Genomic DNA, 14,958 nt, shown 5'->3' on the forward strand with positions numbered 1-14,958 from the left:
CCCTCCCCCCTCTGCGGGGGAGGGTGCCCCGCGGATGCGGGGCGGGAGAGGGGCAGCGCGACGCTTCAGGATGCGAGGCCCGTCGCGACCTCTCCGGCACCGTCGCTCCCCTCTCCCGACCCCTGCTGATGCAGGGGCCACCCTCCCCCGCAAAGGGGGGAGGGGACATCGCGGCGGCTTCTCTAAAAACGTGCGCCACGAGGTGGCTCCATGACCCGTACCCTTCACGCATCCCCCGGCCTCGCCGAGGCCAGCGCCTTCGCGCCGCCGGTGATCACCGGCACCTCGGCCGAGCAGGCCCTCGACATCCTGTTCCAGGCCCTGCTCGACGTCGCCCGCCGGCACGACCCGGATCTCGAGGCGGTGCTGCACGGCACGGCCGACATCTCGCGCTTCTCGCCGGAGATGCTGGCGCGCGCCCTCCAGGTGCAGGGGATCTGGTTCCACCTGATCTCGATCGCCGAGCAGAACGCCGCGATGCGCCGGCGCCGGCACGTCGAGCGCACGGAGGGGCGGGCCGCGCTGAGCGGGTCGTTCGCGAAAGTGTTCGCCGAAGCCCGCGCCAAGGGGATCCAGCCGGCGCAGATCCAGGCGCTGCTCTCCGACCTGCGCATCCGGCCGACGCTCACCGCGCACCCGACCGAGGGCAAGCGGGTGACGGTGCTGGAGAAGTTCCGGCGGATCTACCTCGTGCTGCGCGAGCTGGAGATGCCGCGCTGGACCGACCGCGAGCGCAACGGGCTCATGAACGAGCTGCGCGATCAGATCGAGCTGGTCTGGATGACCGGCGAGCTACACCTGGAGAAGGCCACCGTCGAGCGGGAGGTCGCCTGGGGGCTGCACTTCTTCGACGAGACCCTGTTCGAGATGCTGCCCGAGACCATGGACACCCTGGAGGAATCCTTGGCCGAGGCCTATCCGGGCACCTCGTTCAAGGTGCCGCCGTTCTTCCAGTTCGGCTCGTGGATCGGCGGCGACCGGGACGGCAATCCCTACGTCACGGCGGCGGTCACCCGGCAGGCCCTGCACCGGAACGCGCTGGCCTCGCTCAACCGCTACCGCGACGGCGTGCACGAGCTCGGCCGGACGCTCTCGCTCACGGAGCGTGCCCTGCCGCTGCCGGAGACGTTCCGCCAGGAGCTCGACCGGCAGCTCGCCGAGAGCGGTCAGGCCCGGGCCATCGCCCGGCGCAATCCCGGCGAGCCGTATCGCCAGTATCTCACCTGCGTCCTGCGCAAGCTTGACGCGACCATCGCCCGCAACGAGGGCGAGCACCCGTCCGGGCCCGACTATGCCAGCGCCGACGGCCTGATCGAGGACCTGCGCACCCTGGAGCGGGGCCTGGAGGACGCCAAGTGCGGCGCGCTCGGCCGCGACCTGGTCCGGCCGGTCCGCCGCATGGTCGAGATCTTCCGCTTCTCCACGGTCCGGCTCGACCTGCGCGAGAACACCACCCGGACCACCGAGACGCTCCAGGCGCTCTGGCGCCAGCGCAACGGCGAGGGCGAGCCCCCGGCGCTGGGCTCGGCGGCCTGGCGGCAATGGATCGACGCCGAGCTGGTCCGGCCCCGGGATCCGGAGCGCTCCTTCGAGAGCCTGCCCGACGCCGCCCGCGAGACGCTGGCGACCTTCGCGCTGGTGGCCGAGATGCGCGAATGCCTCGACCGGGAGGCGTTCGGCGCCTTCGTCCTGTCGATGACCCGGTCGGTGGAGGATATCCTCGGGGCCTACCTGCTCGCCAAGGAGGCCGGCGTGTTCCTCGACGCGGCGGGCCCCGAGATCCGTCCGGAAATCTGCCCGCTCGCGATCGTGCCCCTATTCGAGACGATCGACGACCTGCGCGCCGCCCCGGCGATCATGCGCGAGCTCCTGGGCGTGCCAGTGGTGCGCCGCTCGACCCGCTGGCAGGGCGGGGTGCAGGAGGTGATGATCGGCTATTCCGACTCCAACAAGGATGGCGGCTTCGTCGCCGCCAACTGGGAGCTATACAAGGCGCAGAGCAAGCTGACCCGGCTCGGCCAGGAGCTCGGCGTCGGCATCGCGTTCTTCCACGGCCGCGGCGGCTCTGTGAGCCGGGGCGGCGTGCCGACCCATCGGGGCATCATGGCCCAGCCGCCGGGCTCCATCCGCGGCCGGTTCCGCACCACGGAGCAGGGCGAGGTCGTCTCGTTCAAATACGCCAACCGCGGCACCGCCGCCTATCAGATGGAACTGCTCGCCGCCTCGGTCTTCGAGCACGCCCTGGCGGGCGACGGCGAGCGGGCGAGTGTCGGCCACGACGACGCCCTGGAGGCGCTCGCCGGCGCCTCGCGGGCCGCCTATGTCCGCCTGCTCCAGACCGATGGCCTGGTCGACTATTTCCAGTCGGCGAGTCCGCTGGACGAGATCGCGCTCCTGAATATCGGCTCGCGCCCGGCGCGCCGGTTCGGCGCCCGCTCGCTGTCGGACCTGCGGGCGATCCCCTGGGTGTTCGCCTGGTCGCAGAACCGGCACGTGATCACCGGCTGGTACGGCGTCGGCTCGGGGCTGGCGAGCTTCCTCGAGGTGCGCGGCCGGGACGGCGAGGCGACCTTGAAGCGGCTGTTCCAGGAGTCGCGGGTGTTCCGCCTGGTCCTCGACGAGGTCGAGAAGACCCTGATGATGGTCGATCTCGACATCGCCCGCGCCTATGCCGGCCTCGTCCCCGACGCGGGCGTCCGGGACCGGATCTTCGCGATGATCGAGGCCGAGTACGCGCTGACCCGCGAGATGGTGCTGCGGGTGAGCGGCGGAACCGAGCTGGCCGAGCGCTTCCCGCTGTTCCGCGACCGGCTGAAGGGGCGGTTGCCGACGATCAACCAGGTCGGGCGCGAGCAGGTCGAGCTGCTGGCCCGCTACCGGGCCGAGACCGACGAGGACCGGCGCGAGGCGGTGAAATCCGCCCTGCTCTTGTCGATCAACTGCATCGCGGTCGCCTTCGGCTCGACCGGGTGAGGCGCGCCGCTCTGTCGCCCGCCGACCCGTGACCCATCTTGTTCCCGGAGGGCGATCCACACGCACCCCGGCGGCATCAGAACCGTTACCAGGAGAGAGAAACACCCATGAGCTTCACCCTGATCCAGCAGGCCAAGCCGCGCCTGCACCGCTCCGAACTCGCCGTCCCGGGCTCCAACCCGACCTTCATGGAGAAGTCGGCCCAGTCGGCGGCCGACGTGATCTTCCTCGACCTCGAGGATGCGGTCGCGCCCGACGACAAGGAGAAGGCCCGCACCAACATCATCCAGGCGCTCAACGACCTGGATTGGGGCAACAAGACCATGATGATCCGCATCAACGGTCTCGACACCCACTACATGTACCGCGACGTGGTCGACATCGTCGAAGCCTGCCCGCGGCTCGACATGGTGCTGATCCCCAAGGTCGGCGTGCCGGCCGACGTCTACGCCATCGACGTGCTGGTCACCCAGATCGAGCAGGCCAAGAAGCGCGAGAAGCAGATCGGCTTCGAGGTGCTGATCGAGACCGCCCTCGGCATGGCCAATGTCGAGGCGATCGCCCAGTCGTCGAAGCGCCTGGAGGCGATGTCCTTCGGCGTGGCCGATTACGCGGCCTCGACTCGCGCCCGCTCCACGGTCATCGGCGGCGTGAACCCCGACTTCTCGGTGCTCACCGACAAGGACGAGGCCGGCAACCGCCAGACCCATTGGCAGGATCCGTGGCTGTTCGCCCAGAACCGCATGCTGGTGGCCTGCCGCGCCTACGGCCTGCGCCCGATCGACGGCCCGTTCGGCGACTTCTCGGATCCGGACGGCTACCGCTCGGCGGCCAAGCGCTGCGCCGCGCTCGGCTTCGAGGGCAAGTGGGCGATCCACCCCTCGCAGATCGACCTCGCCAACGAGGTGTTCACCCCGTCGGAGGCCGAGGTCACCAAGGCCCGCCGCATCCTGGAGGCCATGCAGGAGGCCGCCAAGGCCGGCCGCGGCGCCGTCTCCCTCGACGGCCGCCTGATCGACATCGCGTCGATCCGCATGGCCGAGGCGCTGATCGAGAAGGCGGACGCCATGAAGGCGTGAGAGGCCTCGCCCTTCTCCATGCGGAGAAGGGCGGCCCAACTTCGCGTCGCGGCCGGGATCACCGGTCGCGATGCGATCCGCTCAGAACGGCCGCGCGTCCGGCAGCCGCGCCGCCGCCATCTCCGCCGGAGTCGGGTCGCGATGGACCACGATTCCGTTCGACCGGTCCGGTGCGATCAGGCCGAGGCGCGCGAACCCGTCGAGCCAGCCGTCCATCGGCCAGAAGCCGTGGCGGGCGTGGAAGCGGGCGGCGTTGGCGACGATGTCGCGAAAATGTTGGAGCGGCGGGTCGTAGCTCCCATGGTGCTGGTGATAGGCCCGGGGGCCGCCGAGGAACAGGATCGGCACGCCGGCCGCGTCGGCCCGGAACGCCAGGTCGGTATCCTCCGCCCCGTAGCCGGAGAAGGATTCGTCGAAGCCGCCGATCCGGTCGTAGGTCGCGGCCCGCACCGCGAAGGCCAGGGACCAGAACAGGCCGGGCTGGGGTGCCGGCGCGACCCGGCCCGGGGCCGGGAAGGTGCGCACCGGGTGCGGATGGCCGAGCCGGTCGAGCTCGGCCTCGTCCCAGCCATCCGTGACCGCGCCGGCCGGCAGGTAGCCGATCTCGCAGCAGATCAGGGCGTCGTGCTCGGCGACCGCCCGCGACAGGTCCGCGACCAGGCCGCGGGACGGGATGCAATCGACATCGAGGAAGACCAGCGTGTCGGTCCGCGCCGCCCGGCGCCCGGCATTGCGCGCGGCGGCGAGCGGCAGGCCGTCCCGCGGGAACGGGACGCGCTCGACCGGGAACGGCAGATCCGGCAGGGGCGCGTCGTCGCCGCCGATCTCGACGACGATGCAAGCTTCGGGTGGCGTGCCGCGCCCCAGGCCTTCGAGCAGCCGGGCGAGATGCGCGCCCCGGCCTTTGTTGAGGGTGATGACCGTGGTGCTCACGCGGCACCTCCCGCACGCAGCACGTCGAGCCGGTATTTGTCGGTCCGGTCCTGATGCAGCAGGCCGGCGAACGGCGCGGCCTGCGCGATGAAGCTCTCGACCGCCTCGTCGCCCGATTGCGGATAGTCGGTCTCGCCGATCCAATGGACCAGCACGAGGTCGCCGCCGGGCTCGATCGCCCCGCCGACACGTCGGACCAGCTCGGTGAGGTCGGGCGGGGCGAGGAAATACAGGAATTCGGACAGCACGATCAGGTCGAACCGCCCCTCCGGCCAGTCCGCCGGCACGGCGCCCTGGCGGATCTCAACCGTCGGCCGGTCGGCGCAACGGGCCCGGGCGGCCTCGACGGCGGCCGGGATCAGATCGCTCGCCAGGAGGCGGTCGCAGCGCTCGGACAGGGCCCGGGTGAACACCCCGATCGCGCAGGCCGGCTCGAAGGCGGCGCGGTAGCGCGGCCGCGGCAAGCAGGCCAAAGTGGCCGCGTACTTGTCGCGCTCGTAGGCCGAACTCGTGAACTTCCAGGGATCCGGATCGCTGGCGTAGATGCCGGCGAAGTAATCGGCCGGCATGGTCTCCGTGGCCCGGCTCATGCGGGGATCCTGACGAAGCGCTCGTAGGGGCCGCAGAGCCGGTCGATCATCGCGGGCTCCAGGCGAAAGCCCGTGGGATCGTCCGCGATCAGGTCGGTCGTCTGGGATTCGTGCGCCGCGACCGCGCGGGCCTTAGCCGCGCGATAGGCCGACACGTCGAGGCGCAGGCCGTCCGGCGCCGGCCCGACTTCGGTCTCCGGCGGCAGGGTCCAGCCCCAGACCGGGTATTCGTAGACCGCAACTTTGGGCATGAGCGGCCGGGCCAGGCCGACGATGGCGGCGGACGCCTTGTGGTCGCAATGGGGATCGTGCCGCCAGGTCACGAAGACCGCGCCGGCCTCGCAGGCGGTGGCGGCCTGCACGACGGCATGGGCGGCGGCCTCGGCCTCGGGCCCTGCGCTCGGCACATGCGCGTCGGGCAGGCGCAGGAAGGTGACGGAATCCGCGGCGAGGCCGAGGATCGCCACGGCCCGGAGCGTCTCCGCCTCGCGCAAAGTCCGCAGCTTGTCCGGCGGGTAGAGCCGGGAATGGGTGTGCGAGCCGCAGCCGTCGCTGACCACCACGAGGCGCACGTCGCGGCCGGCGGCGCGCGCCGCGGCGATAAGGCCCCCACAGCCCAGGCTCTCGTCGTCGGGATGGGGCGCGACCACGACGAGGCCACCGCGCGCCACCAGGCAGTCGAGATCCGCTACCGGAAGCGCGTCGGCGGCCGCCAGGAAAGCGTCGGCTCGCATCAGCGTGCCCCCGCCATGACGTGCGCCCCGGTTCGGATGGGGCGGTCGAGAAGAACGGTCACGGATCCCTCCTGGGACGACGTGCGGATCGAGCCCCCCGGCTATCGGCCCCGGCGGCTGAACGCGTCATGACCGGGACCGCCCATGGCAGGCCCTACCGATCGTTCTCGGTGGTCAGGGCGCCGAGCCGGACGCCCTCGTCGGCCGTGGCCTGGGCGGCCAGGTGGACGCCGGGATTGGGCGTGTCGTCGAACACCGCGCCGGCGGTGCACAGGGCGCTGCGCAGGGCCTCGATCTGCCCGCTCGGCGGATCGCCGTAGCCGCTCTCGAAGTCGCGCACGAATTGCTCGTCCAGGCCGACCTTGGTGGCGAGGTCTGCCTCGGACCATCCGAGCAGCCCGCGGGCCGCCCGCGACTGCGCCGGGCTCATCGCGAGCGCGCTCGCCCCGGCCTGGCCGCTCTCGTCCGATCCCGCCACGTCGTCCTCCATTCCGTCGCTCGTCACTGTACGATGATCGACAACGATAACGGCCGCCGATCGGTTCAGGGCGCCGCCGGATGCGCCGTGACCATAATTGTGCTGAAATTCGGTCGCATCCGCGGGGGTGTATGGATTCGGGGCGGCCTCGACGCGCGAATCGTGGGCGTCGGGGGCATGATGCGCCGCCGAATGGACGACGAGCTGAGCGCCGTGCGCGCGAGAGTAGGGGCAGAACGATGAGAGCGGTGCTGATCGCCACCTTGGCCTGTGCCGTGATGGCCGTGGACCTGACCGCAGCGACGCAGGCCCAGGCCCAGATGGGCGGTGGCGCGCCCACGGGCTTCGGCCGCGGCAACCGCCGCCCGGGCGGCGAGGAAGAGAAGAAGCCGCAATACGTGCCGGGCACCAAGGCGAGCGAGAAGATCTTCCCGCTCGACTCGACCTGGACGGCGGTGAGCCTCAACGGCAAGCCGTTCACCGGCGGCGACCGGCCGAGCTTCATCATCGACAAGCAGTACCGCGCCCGCGGTTACGGCGGCTGCAACACCTTCGCGGCCACCGCTTTCCCGCTGAAGGATCAGCACCTCGCGGTCGGCCCGCTCGCGCTCACCAAGAAGAGCTGCGACAAGAGCCTCGCGGCCTCCGAGCAGGCGTTCTTCGTCGCCCTGCGGACCGCGGCGGTGTGGGATCTGGTCGGCTCGCAGCTGGTGCTGAAGAGCCCGAACGGCGAGCTGAAGTTCGACCGGGCGCTCTGAGGCAAGAGATCCCTGGCCGGAAGCCGCCTTAAGGGCGGATTCACCACGCCGCACGAACCCGGCCGTCGATTCAGACGGCCTTGAGGGCCGCCGCGATTTCCTCCTCGTGCATCGAGGAGGCGGCGGATGGCCATCGGGATCGGTTTCGGGCGCGAGCAACCCCTGCGCCCCGGCGTGGCGCGGCCCCTGCGGTTCAGCGCACCCCCCGCCGTGCATGCCGGTGCGCTCTGGCTCGCGGCCGCGGCGCCGGTGTTGGCGACCCTGCTGTTGATCGCGCGACTTGCCGTCTGACGCTCGTGCGTCCGGCACGACCCTCAGTGGGCCCCGGTCATTCCGCGTCTTGCGTCTCCGCGTCCTCGTCGCCTTCGGATGATGCGCTCGGCCGCGCCGCATCCTGGGCGTGCGCCATGACCGGCGGGAACAGGACCGCCAGGCCGGCGGCGACGCCGTAGAGAACAGGGTCAGCATTCAGGCCCGATTTGGGCGGCATAAGATCATCGTTGATCATGATATGACTTCCGGTCTCGCGCCTTTGCGAGCAACGGTCCATGTCGACCTGTTCGCTTTAGAGCCGTTCGAGCATGGTCAATGCTGCGCCCCGCGTTTCGTTGCCGCAGGGCGATGATTTTTTTCTCGGCCTCATCTGGGGATCCATCCGCGATGACGCGGTGGATCTTGCAGGGCGCTCAGCCGCGACGCCGGAGGATGGGCCCGAGCGGCGCTTCCGGGATGCGGCAGGCGGCCGGCACCACGCTGAGGATCACGGCGCTCGGGCAGCGCGCCTGGCAACTCTGGGCCGCCGTGATCTGATCGCGTCCGCAGGCATCGGCGAAGCAAAAGGTGGCGAGGTCCTCGCAAGTGGCCCGAAAGCCGCCGGCCGGCGCGCCGTCGTGCCAATCCGCCGCCGTGGCGGCTTGCGCCAGCAACAGGGCCGCAAGGCCGATCGATGCCGTGATCCGCTTCACGCCGCGCCTCGCTCACGATTCGCCGGTGACCCTACATTGGCAGGCGGGCCGGACCTGTGCCATTCCGGCGACAGACGATGTGCCTCGTCGGCCTCGACGCCGACCGATCAGCCCCGGGACGGAAAGCCAGCCATGCCGCTCTACGCCCTCGACGACCACGCGCCGGACCTGGCCGATCCCGATCGCGTCTGGATCGCCCCGGACGCCCAGGTGATCGGCCGCGTCCATCTCGGCGTCGATGTCGGCATCTGGTTCGGCGCGGCCCTGCGCGGCGACAACGAGCCGATCCGCATCGGCGACCGCACCAACGTGCAAGAGGGCGTGATCATGCATGTCGATCCCGGCTTCCCGCTGGTGATCGGCGCGGATGTCACCGTGGGCCACGGCGCGATCGTCCATGGCTGCACGATCGGCGACGGCAGCCTGATTGGCATGGGCGCGACGGTGCTGAACGGCGCCAGGATCGGCCGCGGTTGCCTGGTCGGGGCCAACGCGCTGGTCACCGAGGGCAAGGAATTTCCGGATCACAGCCTGATCGTTGGCGCCCCGGCCAAGGCCGTGCGCACCCTCGATGCCGCGGCCGTGGAGGGCCTGCGCCAGGCGGCCCTGCGTTACGTCGAGAACGCCCGGCGCTACAAGGCCGGCTTGCGCCGCATCGACGGGTGAACGAAACAGGCCGCCCCGAACGGGAGCGGCCTGCCGGTCGATCTTACTTCTTGGCCTTCGCCCGCTCGATCGCTTCCTCGATCAGCCGGTGGGCCTCTTCTTTGTCGCCCCAGCGGACGAACTTGACCCACTTGCCGGGCTCCAGATCCTTGTAGTGCTCGAAGAAGTGCTGGATCTGCTGGATCGTGATGTCGGGCAGGTCGGTGTAGTTCTCGACCCGGTCGTAGCGCTTGGTCAGGTGGCGGGAGGGCACCGCGATGACCTTCTCGTCCTCGCCGCCCTCGTCCTGCATCACCATCACGCCGACCGGGCGGGCGCTGATGATCGCGCCGGGCAGCACCGCCCGGGTATTGGCAACCAGCACGTCGCAGGGATCGCCGTCGCCCGACAGGGTGTGCGGGATGAAGCCGTAGTTCCCGGGGTAGAACATCGGCGTATAGAGGAACCGGTCGACGACCAGCGCGCCGGATTCCTTGTCCATCTCGTACTTGATCGGCTCGCCGCCCAGCGGCACCTCGATGATGACGTTGACGTCGTGCGGGGGCTTCTTGCCGAGCGGGATGGCGTCGATGTTCATGGCGTATCGCTTCCGGGATGCGGCTTGCACCGCTTCCCCGACCTCTTAGATGCCTGGCCGTGCGATGCAAATCAGTATCGGCGCGGGGCCGGCGACGAGTCCCAGGAAACGTTAGCTGAACAGGTATCCGACCTTGGGCAGCGCGACGCCGGCGACCCGGTCCAGCACCCGCGGCCCGGCCTGGCCGCCCAGGCCCTCGTAGAAGGCGCCGGCCCGGGCGTTGTCCTCCAGGCTCCAGACGCCGAGCCGGGTCAGGCCGTGATCGGCGAGGTCGTTGCGGACCGCCTTGAACAGGCGGCGACCGAGGCCGACGCCCTGGTATTCCGGCAGCAGGTAGAGCTCGTCGATCTCCGCCTCGGTGCCGAGCGCCCGGCTGCGGGTGCGCCCGTAGGCGGCGTAGCCGACCACACGCTCCCCGGTCTCGACCAGGGCGATCGGGCGGCCCCGGCGCAGGGCGCTGCGCCACCAGGCCCGGTCGCGCCCGGCGATCAGCCGCTCGAGGGCCACCCCGGGAATGATGCCGCGATAGGCCTCGCGCCAGGAGGCATCGAACACCGTCGACAGGCTGCCGAGATCGGCCTCGCGAGCCCGGCGGATGCTCGTGGTGCGCGTGCTCATGGGCTTCCGGCCTTCCCCCGTCGACCGTCGGATAACCCGCGCGGCCCGCCCAGGTTCGATCCCGATCCGGGCAGAGTGAAGGCAAGATCGGCGCCGGTTTTTCGGAACATTCCGATGGTCGGCGGCAACGCGGCGTGGATGCCGGCCCGACAGGCGAATTGCCGGGCTTCCGGGCGGCTGTTAGAGCCAGCTCCCAATTCCGCGGCAGTCCTGAACGTGTTCAACCGCTTCCTCAAGCCCGAGACGCGCTACGCCCGCCGCATGGCCCGGATCGCCCGGTTCGAGCGGCCGATCGCCGGCCCCGGCGACCGGCTAAAGGCCTGGGCGAACATGCTGCTGATCGATCACGGCGTGTTCCGGCTGGCCTATCTCAACCGCCACCGGGTCGGCTCGGGTCGGCTCTGGCGCTCGGCCCAGCCGGGGCCGCACCAGCTCGCGCGCTTCCGGGCCGAGGGCGTGCGCACGATCATCTCCCTGCGCGGCGGCCGCGAGCACGGCTCCTGGCCGCTGCAGCGGGAGGCGTGCGAGCGCCACGGGCTCACCCTGGTCGAGTTCGTCCTGCGCTCCCGCGAGGCCCCCGACCGCGCCACCCTGCTGGCCGCCAAGGACTTCTTCGCCGGCATCCAGTACCCGGCGGTGATGCACTGCAAGTCGGGCGCCGACCGGGCCGGGCTCGCCTCCGCCCTCTACCTGATCCTGCACGAGAACCGCCCGGTCGCCGAGGCCGCCCGCCAGCTCTCGGCCCGTTACGGCCATCTCCGCTTCGCCAAGACCGGCATCCTCGACGCGTTCTTCGCCCGCTACCTGGTCGAGGGCGAGGCCAAGGGCATCGATTTCCTGGCCTGGGTCGAGACGATCTATGACCCGGAGGCGCTCAAGCGCGACTTCCGGCCGGGATTCTGGTCGGACTTGGCCGCCGACAAGGTGCTGCGACGGGAGTGATCGGGCGGGGCGCTCCTGATCGTCCACCGCTTGCTAAAATTACACACGCGTTCCACATTTTAGTGGCGATGCCGCCCGCGCGCGCGCTCTGGGTTCCCGCTGGGATGGTGCTCGTGGATTCGCGTGATCTGATCCGCATGCTCGAGGCGGATGGCTGGATCTGGCATTCAACCACCGGAAGCCATCGGCATTTCAAGCACCCGGTGAAGCCCGGCAAGATCACGATCCCTCACCCGAAGAAGGATATGCATCCCAAGACGGTGAGATCCATCCTCCGGGCTGCCGGCCTGTGATCGGACCCTCCTTTCGACGAGGAATCAGGGACATGACCCCATATATTGGCCTGATCCATCCGCCGATCGGCACCTCTGAGTGGGGTGTCACATTCCCGGACGTGCCGGGTTGCACCTCCGGCGGCCCAAGCTTCGAGGCCGCCGTTGAGTCCGCCCGCGAAGCGCTGTCGGGGCATCTCGCCATGTTGGCCTCGGATGGAGTGGCACCCCCATCCCCCCGGACGCTGGCCGAACTCCGTGCTGACCCGACCCTTGCAGAAGATCTGGAAGGCGCGATGGTCCAACTCATCGTACCGCGGCGCGTCCCAGGCGAACGGGTGCGCGTCAACATCATGATCGACAAGGGTCTTCTGCGCCTGACGGACGAGGCGGCCGAGGAGAGAGGCCTCAGCCGGTCGGCCTTCATCGAGGCGGCCTTGGTCAGCGCGGCCGACCGTTGAATTCAGGAGCCTACTCCGCCGCCGGCCGCGCCGCCTCGCGGAACGGATTAGCCGGGTAGGTGCCGACCACCCGCAATTCCCGCGAGAAATAGCCGAGCTCGTCCAGCGCCCGGGCGAGGCCTGGATCCTCGGGGTGGCCGTCCACCTCGGCGTAGAACTGCGTGGCGGTGAACTCCCCGTCCATCATGTAGCTCTCGAGCTTGGACATGTTGACGCCGTTGGTCGCGAATCCGCCGAGCGCCTTGTAGAGGGCGGCCGGGATGTTGCGCACGCGGAACACGAAGCTGGTCACGCACGGGCCGGTCCCGGCTTCCACCGGCTCCGGCTCGGGGGAGAACACCACGAAGCGGGTGGTGTTGTGCGCCTCGTCCTCGACGTCGCGCTCCAGGATCTCGAGGCCGTAGACCTCGGCGGCCAGCGCCGGCGCCAGGGCGGCCCGGCTCGGGTCGCCGATCTCGGCGATCTCGCGCGCCGCGCCCGCTGTGTCGCCGGCCACCACCGCCTTCAGGCCCAGCCGGCGGACGATCCGCCGGCATTGGCCGAGCGCGTGGACGTGGCTGTGCACGGTCCGCACCGCCTCCAACTTCGTGCCCGGCAGGACCATCAGCTGGAAATGGATCGGCAGGAAGTGCTCGGCCACGATGTGCAGCGGCGAGGTCGGGATCAGGTGATGGATGTCGGCGACCCGGCCCGCGATCGAGTTCTCGATCGGGATCATCGCCCGCTGCGCGCGGCCCTCCGTGACTGCCGCGAAGGCGTCCTCGAAGGTCGGGCAGGGCAGGGGCGTCCAGTCCGGAAACGCCGCGGCGCAGATGATGTGCGAGTTGGCCCCGGGCTCGCCCTGGTACGAGATGGTGCGGTCGGTCATCGGGAATGCGGTTCAGTTCAGGCGGCGGGCCTGGAGGAGGGCGCGGGCGCGCTCCAGGTCGGCGGGGGTGTCGACGCCCAGCGGCAGGTCGTCGACGATGACGGCATCGATGCGCATGCCGGCCTCCAGCGCGCGCAGCTGCTCGAGCTTCTCCCGGGTCTCCAGCTCCCCGGGGGGCAGAGCGACGAAGCGGGTCAGCGCGGTGCGGCGATAGGCGTAGAGGCCGATATGGTGCCAGCGCGGACCCTCGCCCCAGGGGGCGCGGGCGCGGGTGAAGTAGAGCGCGCGCAGGCGGCCCGGGCCGACGCTGTGGCCCACGAGCTTGACCACGTTGGGGTTGTCGGCCTCGTGCGCGTCGGTGATCGGCGCGCAGAGCGTGACGATGTCCACGGTCCGGTCCGAGAGCGGGCCGATCGAGGCGCCGATGATCGCCGGGTCGATGGTCGGCAGGTCGCCCTGGACGTTGACCACCACGTCGTGGCGTCCTTCGGGGTCGATGGTCTCCAGCGCCTCGGCGAGCCGGTCCGAGCCGGACGGGTGGTCGGCCCGGGTCATCACCGCGATGCCGCCGGCCGCCTCGACGGCCTGGGCGATCGCGGCGGTGTCGGTCGCCACCACCACGGGGCCGATCCCGGCCTCCATGGCGCGGCGCCAGACATGGACGATCATCGCTTCGCCGGCGATCTCGGCCAGCGGCTTGTTCGGCAGGCGCGTCGCGGCCAGGCGGGCCGGAATCAGGACGAGGGGATCGGACATCGGGGATCGGCGATCGGGCGGGGGCTCGCGGCGGAGCGCGGCTGCTTAACAGGCCTGCCGGCGGTTGTCGTCCCTGGCGCGGGCGGGGCTCCGCGTCTCGCGATCCGGCAAAATGATGCCGCTGGGTGACAAGCTGGGCGATTTGGCACGGGGGTTTTGCCCCGCGACGGTACGGATCCCCCCACCACCATTGTCAAGATCGTGCCGGAACGGCTAAGCACCCTTGAAATCTTCCAAGGTCCTGTGTCCCGGCGTGTCTGCCTGTGACGGCACGGGCAGATCGAGAGAAGAGCATGAACTCGTTCGAAGTGAACAAAGTGCTTGGTGCCGTGCTCGGTGCCCTGTTGTTCGCGGCTGGATCGGGTTTCGTCGCCGAGCTGATCTACCATCCGAGACCTGCGGGCAAAGCCGGCTACGACCTGCCCGAGCCGGAGCCGCAGACCGCCGCCGCGACCCCGGAGGCCAAGGTCGAGCCGATCGCCGTCCGGCTGGCCAGCGCCAACGTCGAGAAGGGCGAGGCCGGCACCAAGGCCTGCCGGGCCTGCCACAATTTCGAGAAGGGCGGCCCGAACAAGGTCGGCCCGGATCTCTACGGCGTGGTCGAGCGCCCGAAGGGCGGCCATGCCGGTTTCGAGTATTCGGCGGCCCTGAAGGGCAAGGGCGGCACCTGGACCTACGATGACCTGGACGCCTTCCTGGCCAGCCCGAAGGGCTACGCCCCGGGCACCAAGATGGCGTTCGCCGGCATCGCCTCGCCGCAGGAGCGCGCCAACGTCATCGCCTACCTGAACAAGAACGCCGACAGCCCCAAGCCGCTGCCCGCCGTGGAGAAGACCGAGGCGAAGCCCGAGGCCGCTCCGGCGGCCGCCAAGCCCGAGGACAAGCCTGCGCCCGCGCCCGCCGCCGAGGACAAGCCCACCGCCGCCAAGCCGGCCGCCGGCAAGGGCTCCGAGGGCAAGGACAGCCCGGCCAAGCCCGCCGACGTCAACACGGCCAAGCCGGTCGAGGAGAAATCCGCCGGCAGCCCGCGTGCGCCGAGCGAATCAAGCGACCGCAACGCCCCGGCCCCGCCGGCGGGCGCCCATGACGGCGACCAGCAGGGCACGCCGTCGAGCGCGATCCCGGCCGAGCCGACGGCCCCGTCCGCCCCGGCCGCCAAGGAGCCGCCGGCCCAGGCCAATCCCGAGGCGGTAGACCGGGCCAAGAACCTCGAGGTCGACGGCCCGACCAAGGATCTGAACGCGCCGCTGCCGACGCCGAAGGAGTAGCGGCGGCGCACCGGCCGGGC

The 14,958-nt window shown here is 70.5% G+C and carries 19 protein-coding genes; 9 read left to right on the plus strand and 10 right to left on the minus strand.

Annotated elements, in window-relative coordinates:
* Positions 1-210: 210 nt before the first annotated feature.
* Positions 211-2,973, plus strand: coding sequence for a phosphoenolpyruvate carboxylase (locus tag LGR69_RS25255; RefSeq protein WP_230367733.1), 2,763 nt, complete (start codon positions 211-213; stop codon positions 2,971-2,973).
* A gap of 107 nt (positions 2,974-3,080) precedes the next feature.
* Positions 3,081-4,052: an HpcH/HpaI aldolase/citrate lyase family protein gene (locus LGR69_RS25260; protein ID WP_007559565.1), complete on the plus strand. Its 972-nt coding sequence runs from the start codon at positions 3,081-3,083 to the stop codon at positions 4,050-4,052.
* 81 nt (positions 4,053-4,133) lie between these two features.
* Here the strand turns inward: LGR69_RS25260 and LGR69_RS25265 are convergent, their stop codons facing one another.
* The 4 genes from LGR69_RS25265 to LGR69_RS25280 all read right to left on the minus strand — a co-directional run bounded on the left by LGR69_RS25265 (position 4,134) and on the right by LGR69_RS25280 (position 6,799).
* Entirely contained in the window at positions 4,134-4,985 is an 852-nt protein-coding gene (locus LGR69_RS25265; protein WP_230367734.1) for a glycosyltransferase family 2 protein, read from the minus strand.
* Positions 4,982-5,575 (minus strand): class I SAM-dependent DNA methyltransferase, encoded by a 594-nt coding sequence (locus LGR69_RS25270; RefSeq protein ID WP_230367735.1) that lies wholly within the window; start codon positions 5,573-5,575, stop codon positions 4,982-4,984. The genes LGR69_RS25265 and LGR69_RS25270 overlap by 4 nt, the downstream gene beginning before the upstream one ends.
* Positions 5,572-6,309 carry a PIG-L deacetylase family protein gene (locus tag LGR69_RS25275; protein ID WP_230367736.1) on the minus strand — a complete coding sequence of 246 codons (738 nt, stop codon included), beginning with the start codon at positions 6,307-6,309 and terminating at the stop codon, positions 5,572-5,574. Before LGR69_RS25275 ends, LGR69_RS25270 begins: the two co-directional genes overlap by 4 nt.
* 154 nt (positions 6,310-6,463) lie before the next feature.
* Positions 6,464-6,799 carry a helix-turn-helix domain-containing protein gene (locus LGR69_RS25280; protein WP_230367737.1) on the minus strand — a complete coding sequence of 112 codons (336 nt, stop codon included), beginning with the start codon at positions 6,797-6,799 and terminating at the stop codon, positions 6,464-6,466.
* 227 nt (positions 6,800-7,026) lie between these two features.
* On the opposite strand from LGR69_RS25280, the gene LGR69_RS25285 reads away from it, so the two are divergent.
* A complete protein-coding gene (locus LGR69_RS25285; RefSeq protein WP_007559556.1) occupies positions 7,027-7,545 on the plus strand; it encodes an META domain-containing protein in 519 nt (172 codons plus the stop codon).
* Positions 7,546-7,671: 126 nt separating this feature from the next.
* Positions 7,672-7,836 (plus strand): hypothetical protein, encoded by a 165-nt coding sequence (locus LGR69_RS25290; protein ID WP_163006177.1) that lies wholly within the window; start codon positions 7,672-7,674, stop codon positions 7,834-7,836.
* Positions 7,837-7,873: 37 nt separating this feature from the next.
* Here LGR69_RS25290 and LGR69_RS25295 read toward each other — a convergent pair whose 3' ends face one another.
* Both LGR69_RS25295 and LGR69_RS25300 read right to left on the minus strand, forming a co-directional pair.
* Entirely contained in the window at positions 7,874-8,053 is a 180-nt protein-coding gene (locus LGR69_RS25295; protein WP_091858443.1) for a hypothetical protein, read from the minus strand.
* Positions 8,054-8,231: 178 nt separating this feature from the next.
* Positions 8,232-8,510 carry a hypothetical protein gene (locus LGR69_RS25300; protein WP_091858446.1) on the minus strand — a complete coding sequence of 93 codons (279 nt, stop codon included), beginning with the start codon at positions 8,508-8,510 and terminating at the stop codon, positions 8,232-8,234.
* Between the two features lie 132 nt (positions 8,511-8,642).
* Here LGR69_RS25300 and LGR69_RS25305 point away from each other — a divergent pair, with 132 nt between their 5' ends.
* Positions 8,643-9,176 (plus strand): gamma carbonic anhydrase family protein, encoded by a 534-nt coding sequence (locus tag LGR69_RS25305; RefSeq protein ID WP_091858449.1) that lies wholly within the window; start codon positions 8,643-8,645, stop codon positions 9,174-9,176.
* A gap of 43 nt (positions 9,177-9,219) precedes the next feature.
* Here LGR69_RS25305 and ppa read toward each other — a convergent pair whose 3' ends face one another.
* Positions 9,220-9,753, minus strand: a complete 534-nt coding sequence (gene ppa / locus LGR69_RS25310; protein WP_007559546.1) for an inorganic diphosphatase — start codon at positions 9,751-9,753, stop codon at positions 9,220-9,222.
* A gap of 111 nt (positions 9,754-9,864) precedes the next feature.
* Positions 9,865-10,371 carry a GNAT family N-acetyltransferase gene (locus tag LGR69_RS25315; RefSeq protein ID WP_091858452.1) on the minus strand — a complete coding sequence of 169 codons (507 nt, stop codon included), beginning with the start codon at positions 10,369-10,371 and terminating at the stop codon, positions 9,865-9,867.
* A 216-nt stretch (positions 10,372-10,587) separates the two neighbouring features.
* Between LGR69_RS25315 and LGR69_RS25320 the strand changes: the two genes are divergently transcribed.
* From LGR69_RS25320 to LGR69_RS25330, 3 genes are all read left to right on the plus strand, one after another.
* Positions 10,588-11,313 (plus strand): tyrosine-protein phosphatase, encoded by a 726-nt coding sequence (locus tag LGR69_RS25320; RefSeq protein WP_230367738.1) that lies wholly within the window; start codon positions 10,588-10,590, stop codon positions 11,311-11,313.
* 104 nt (positions 11,314-11,417) lie between these two features.
* Positions 11,418-11,606: a type II toxin-antitoxin system HicA family toxin gene (locus LGR69_RS25325; RefSeq protein WP_230367739.1), complete on the plus strand. Its 189-nt coding sequence runs from the start codon at positions 11,418-11,420 to the stop codon at positions 11,604-11,606.
* A 32-nt stretch (positions 11,607-11,638) separates the two neighbouring features.
* A complete protein-coding gene (locus LGR69_RS25330) occupies positions 11,639-12,046 on the plus strand; it encodes a type II toxin-antitoxin system HicB family antitoxin (RefSeq protein ID WP_230367740.1) in 408 nt (135 codons plus the stop codon).
* A gap of 10 nt (positions 12,047-12,056) precedes the next feature.
* On the opposite strand, the gene LGR69_RS25335 is transcribed toward LGR69_RS25330, so the two are convergent.
* Positions 12,057-12,914 (minus strand): prephenate dehydratase, encoded by an 858-nt coding sequence (locus LGR69_RS25335; RefSeq protein WP_122162147.1) that lies wholly within the window; start codon positions 12,912-12,914, stop codon positions 12,057-12,059.
* 12 nt (positions 12,915-12,926) lie between these two features.
* Entirely contained in the window at positions 12,927-13,670 is a 744-nt protein-coding gene (locus LGR69_RS25340; RefSeq protein ID WP_230367741.1) for a 3-deoxy-manno-octulosonate cytidylyltransferase, read from the minus strand.
* A 293-nt stretch (positions 13,671-13,963) separates the two neighbouring features.
* Between LGR69_RS25340 and LGR69_RS25345 the strand changes: the two genes are divergently transcribed.
* On the plus strand, positions 13,964-14,938 hold the full coding sequence (locus LGR69_RS25345) for a c-type cytochrome (protein WP_091858465.1): 975 nt from the start codon (positions 13,964-13,966) through the stop codon (positions 14,936-14,938).
* The last annotated feature ends 20 nt before the right edge of the window (positions 14,939-14,958 follow it).

It is taken from the genome of Methylobacterium brachiatum, assembly GCF_020523825.1.
Lineage (GTDB): Bacteria > Pseudomonadota > Alphaproteobacteria > Rhizobiales > Beijerinckiaceae > Methylobacterium > Methylobacterium brachiatum.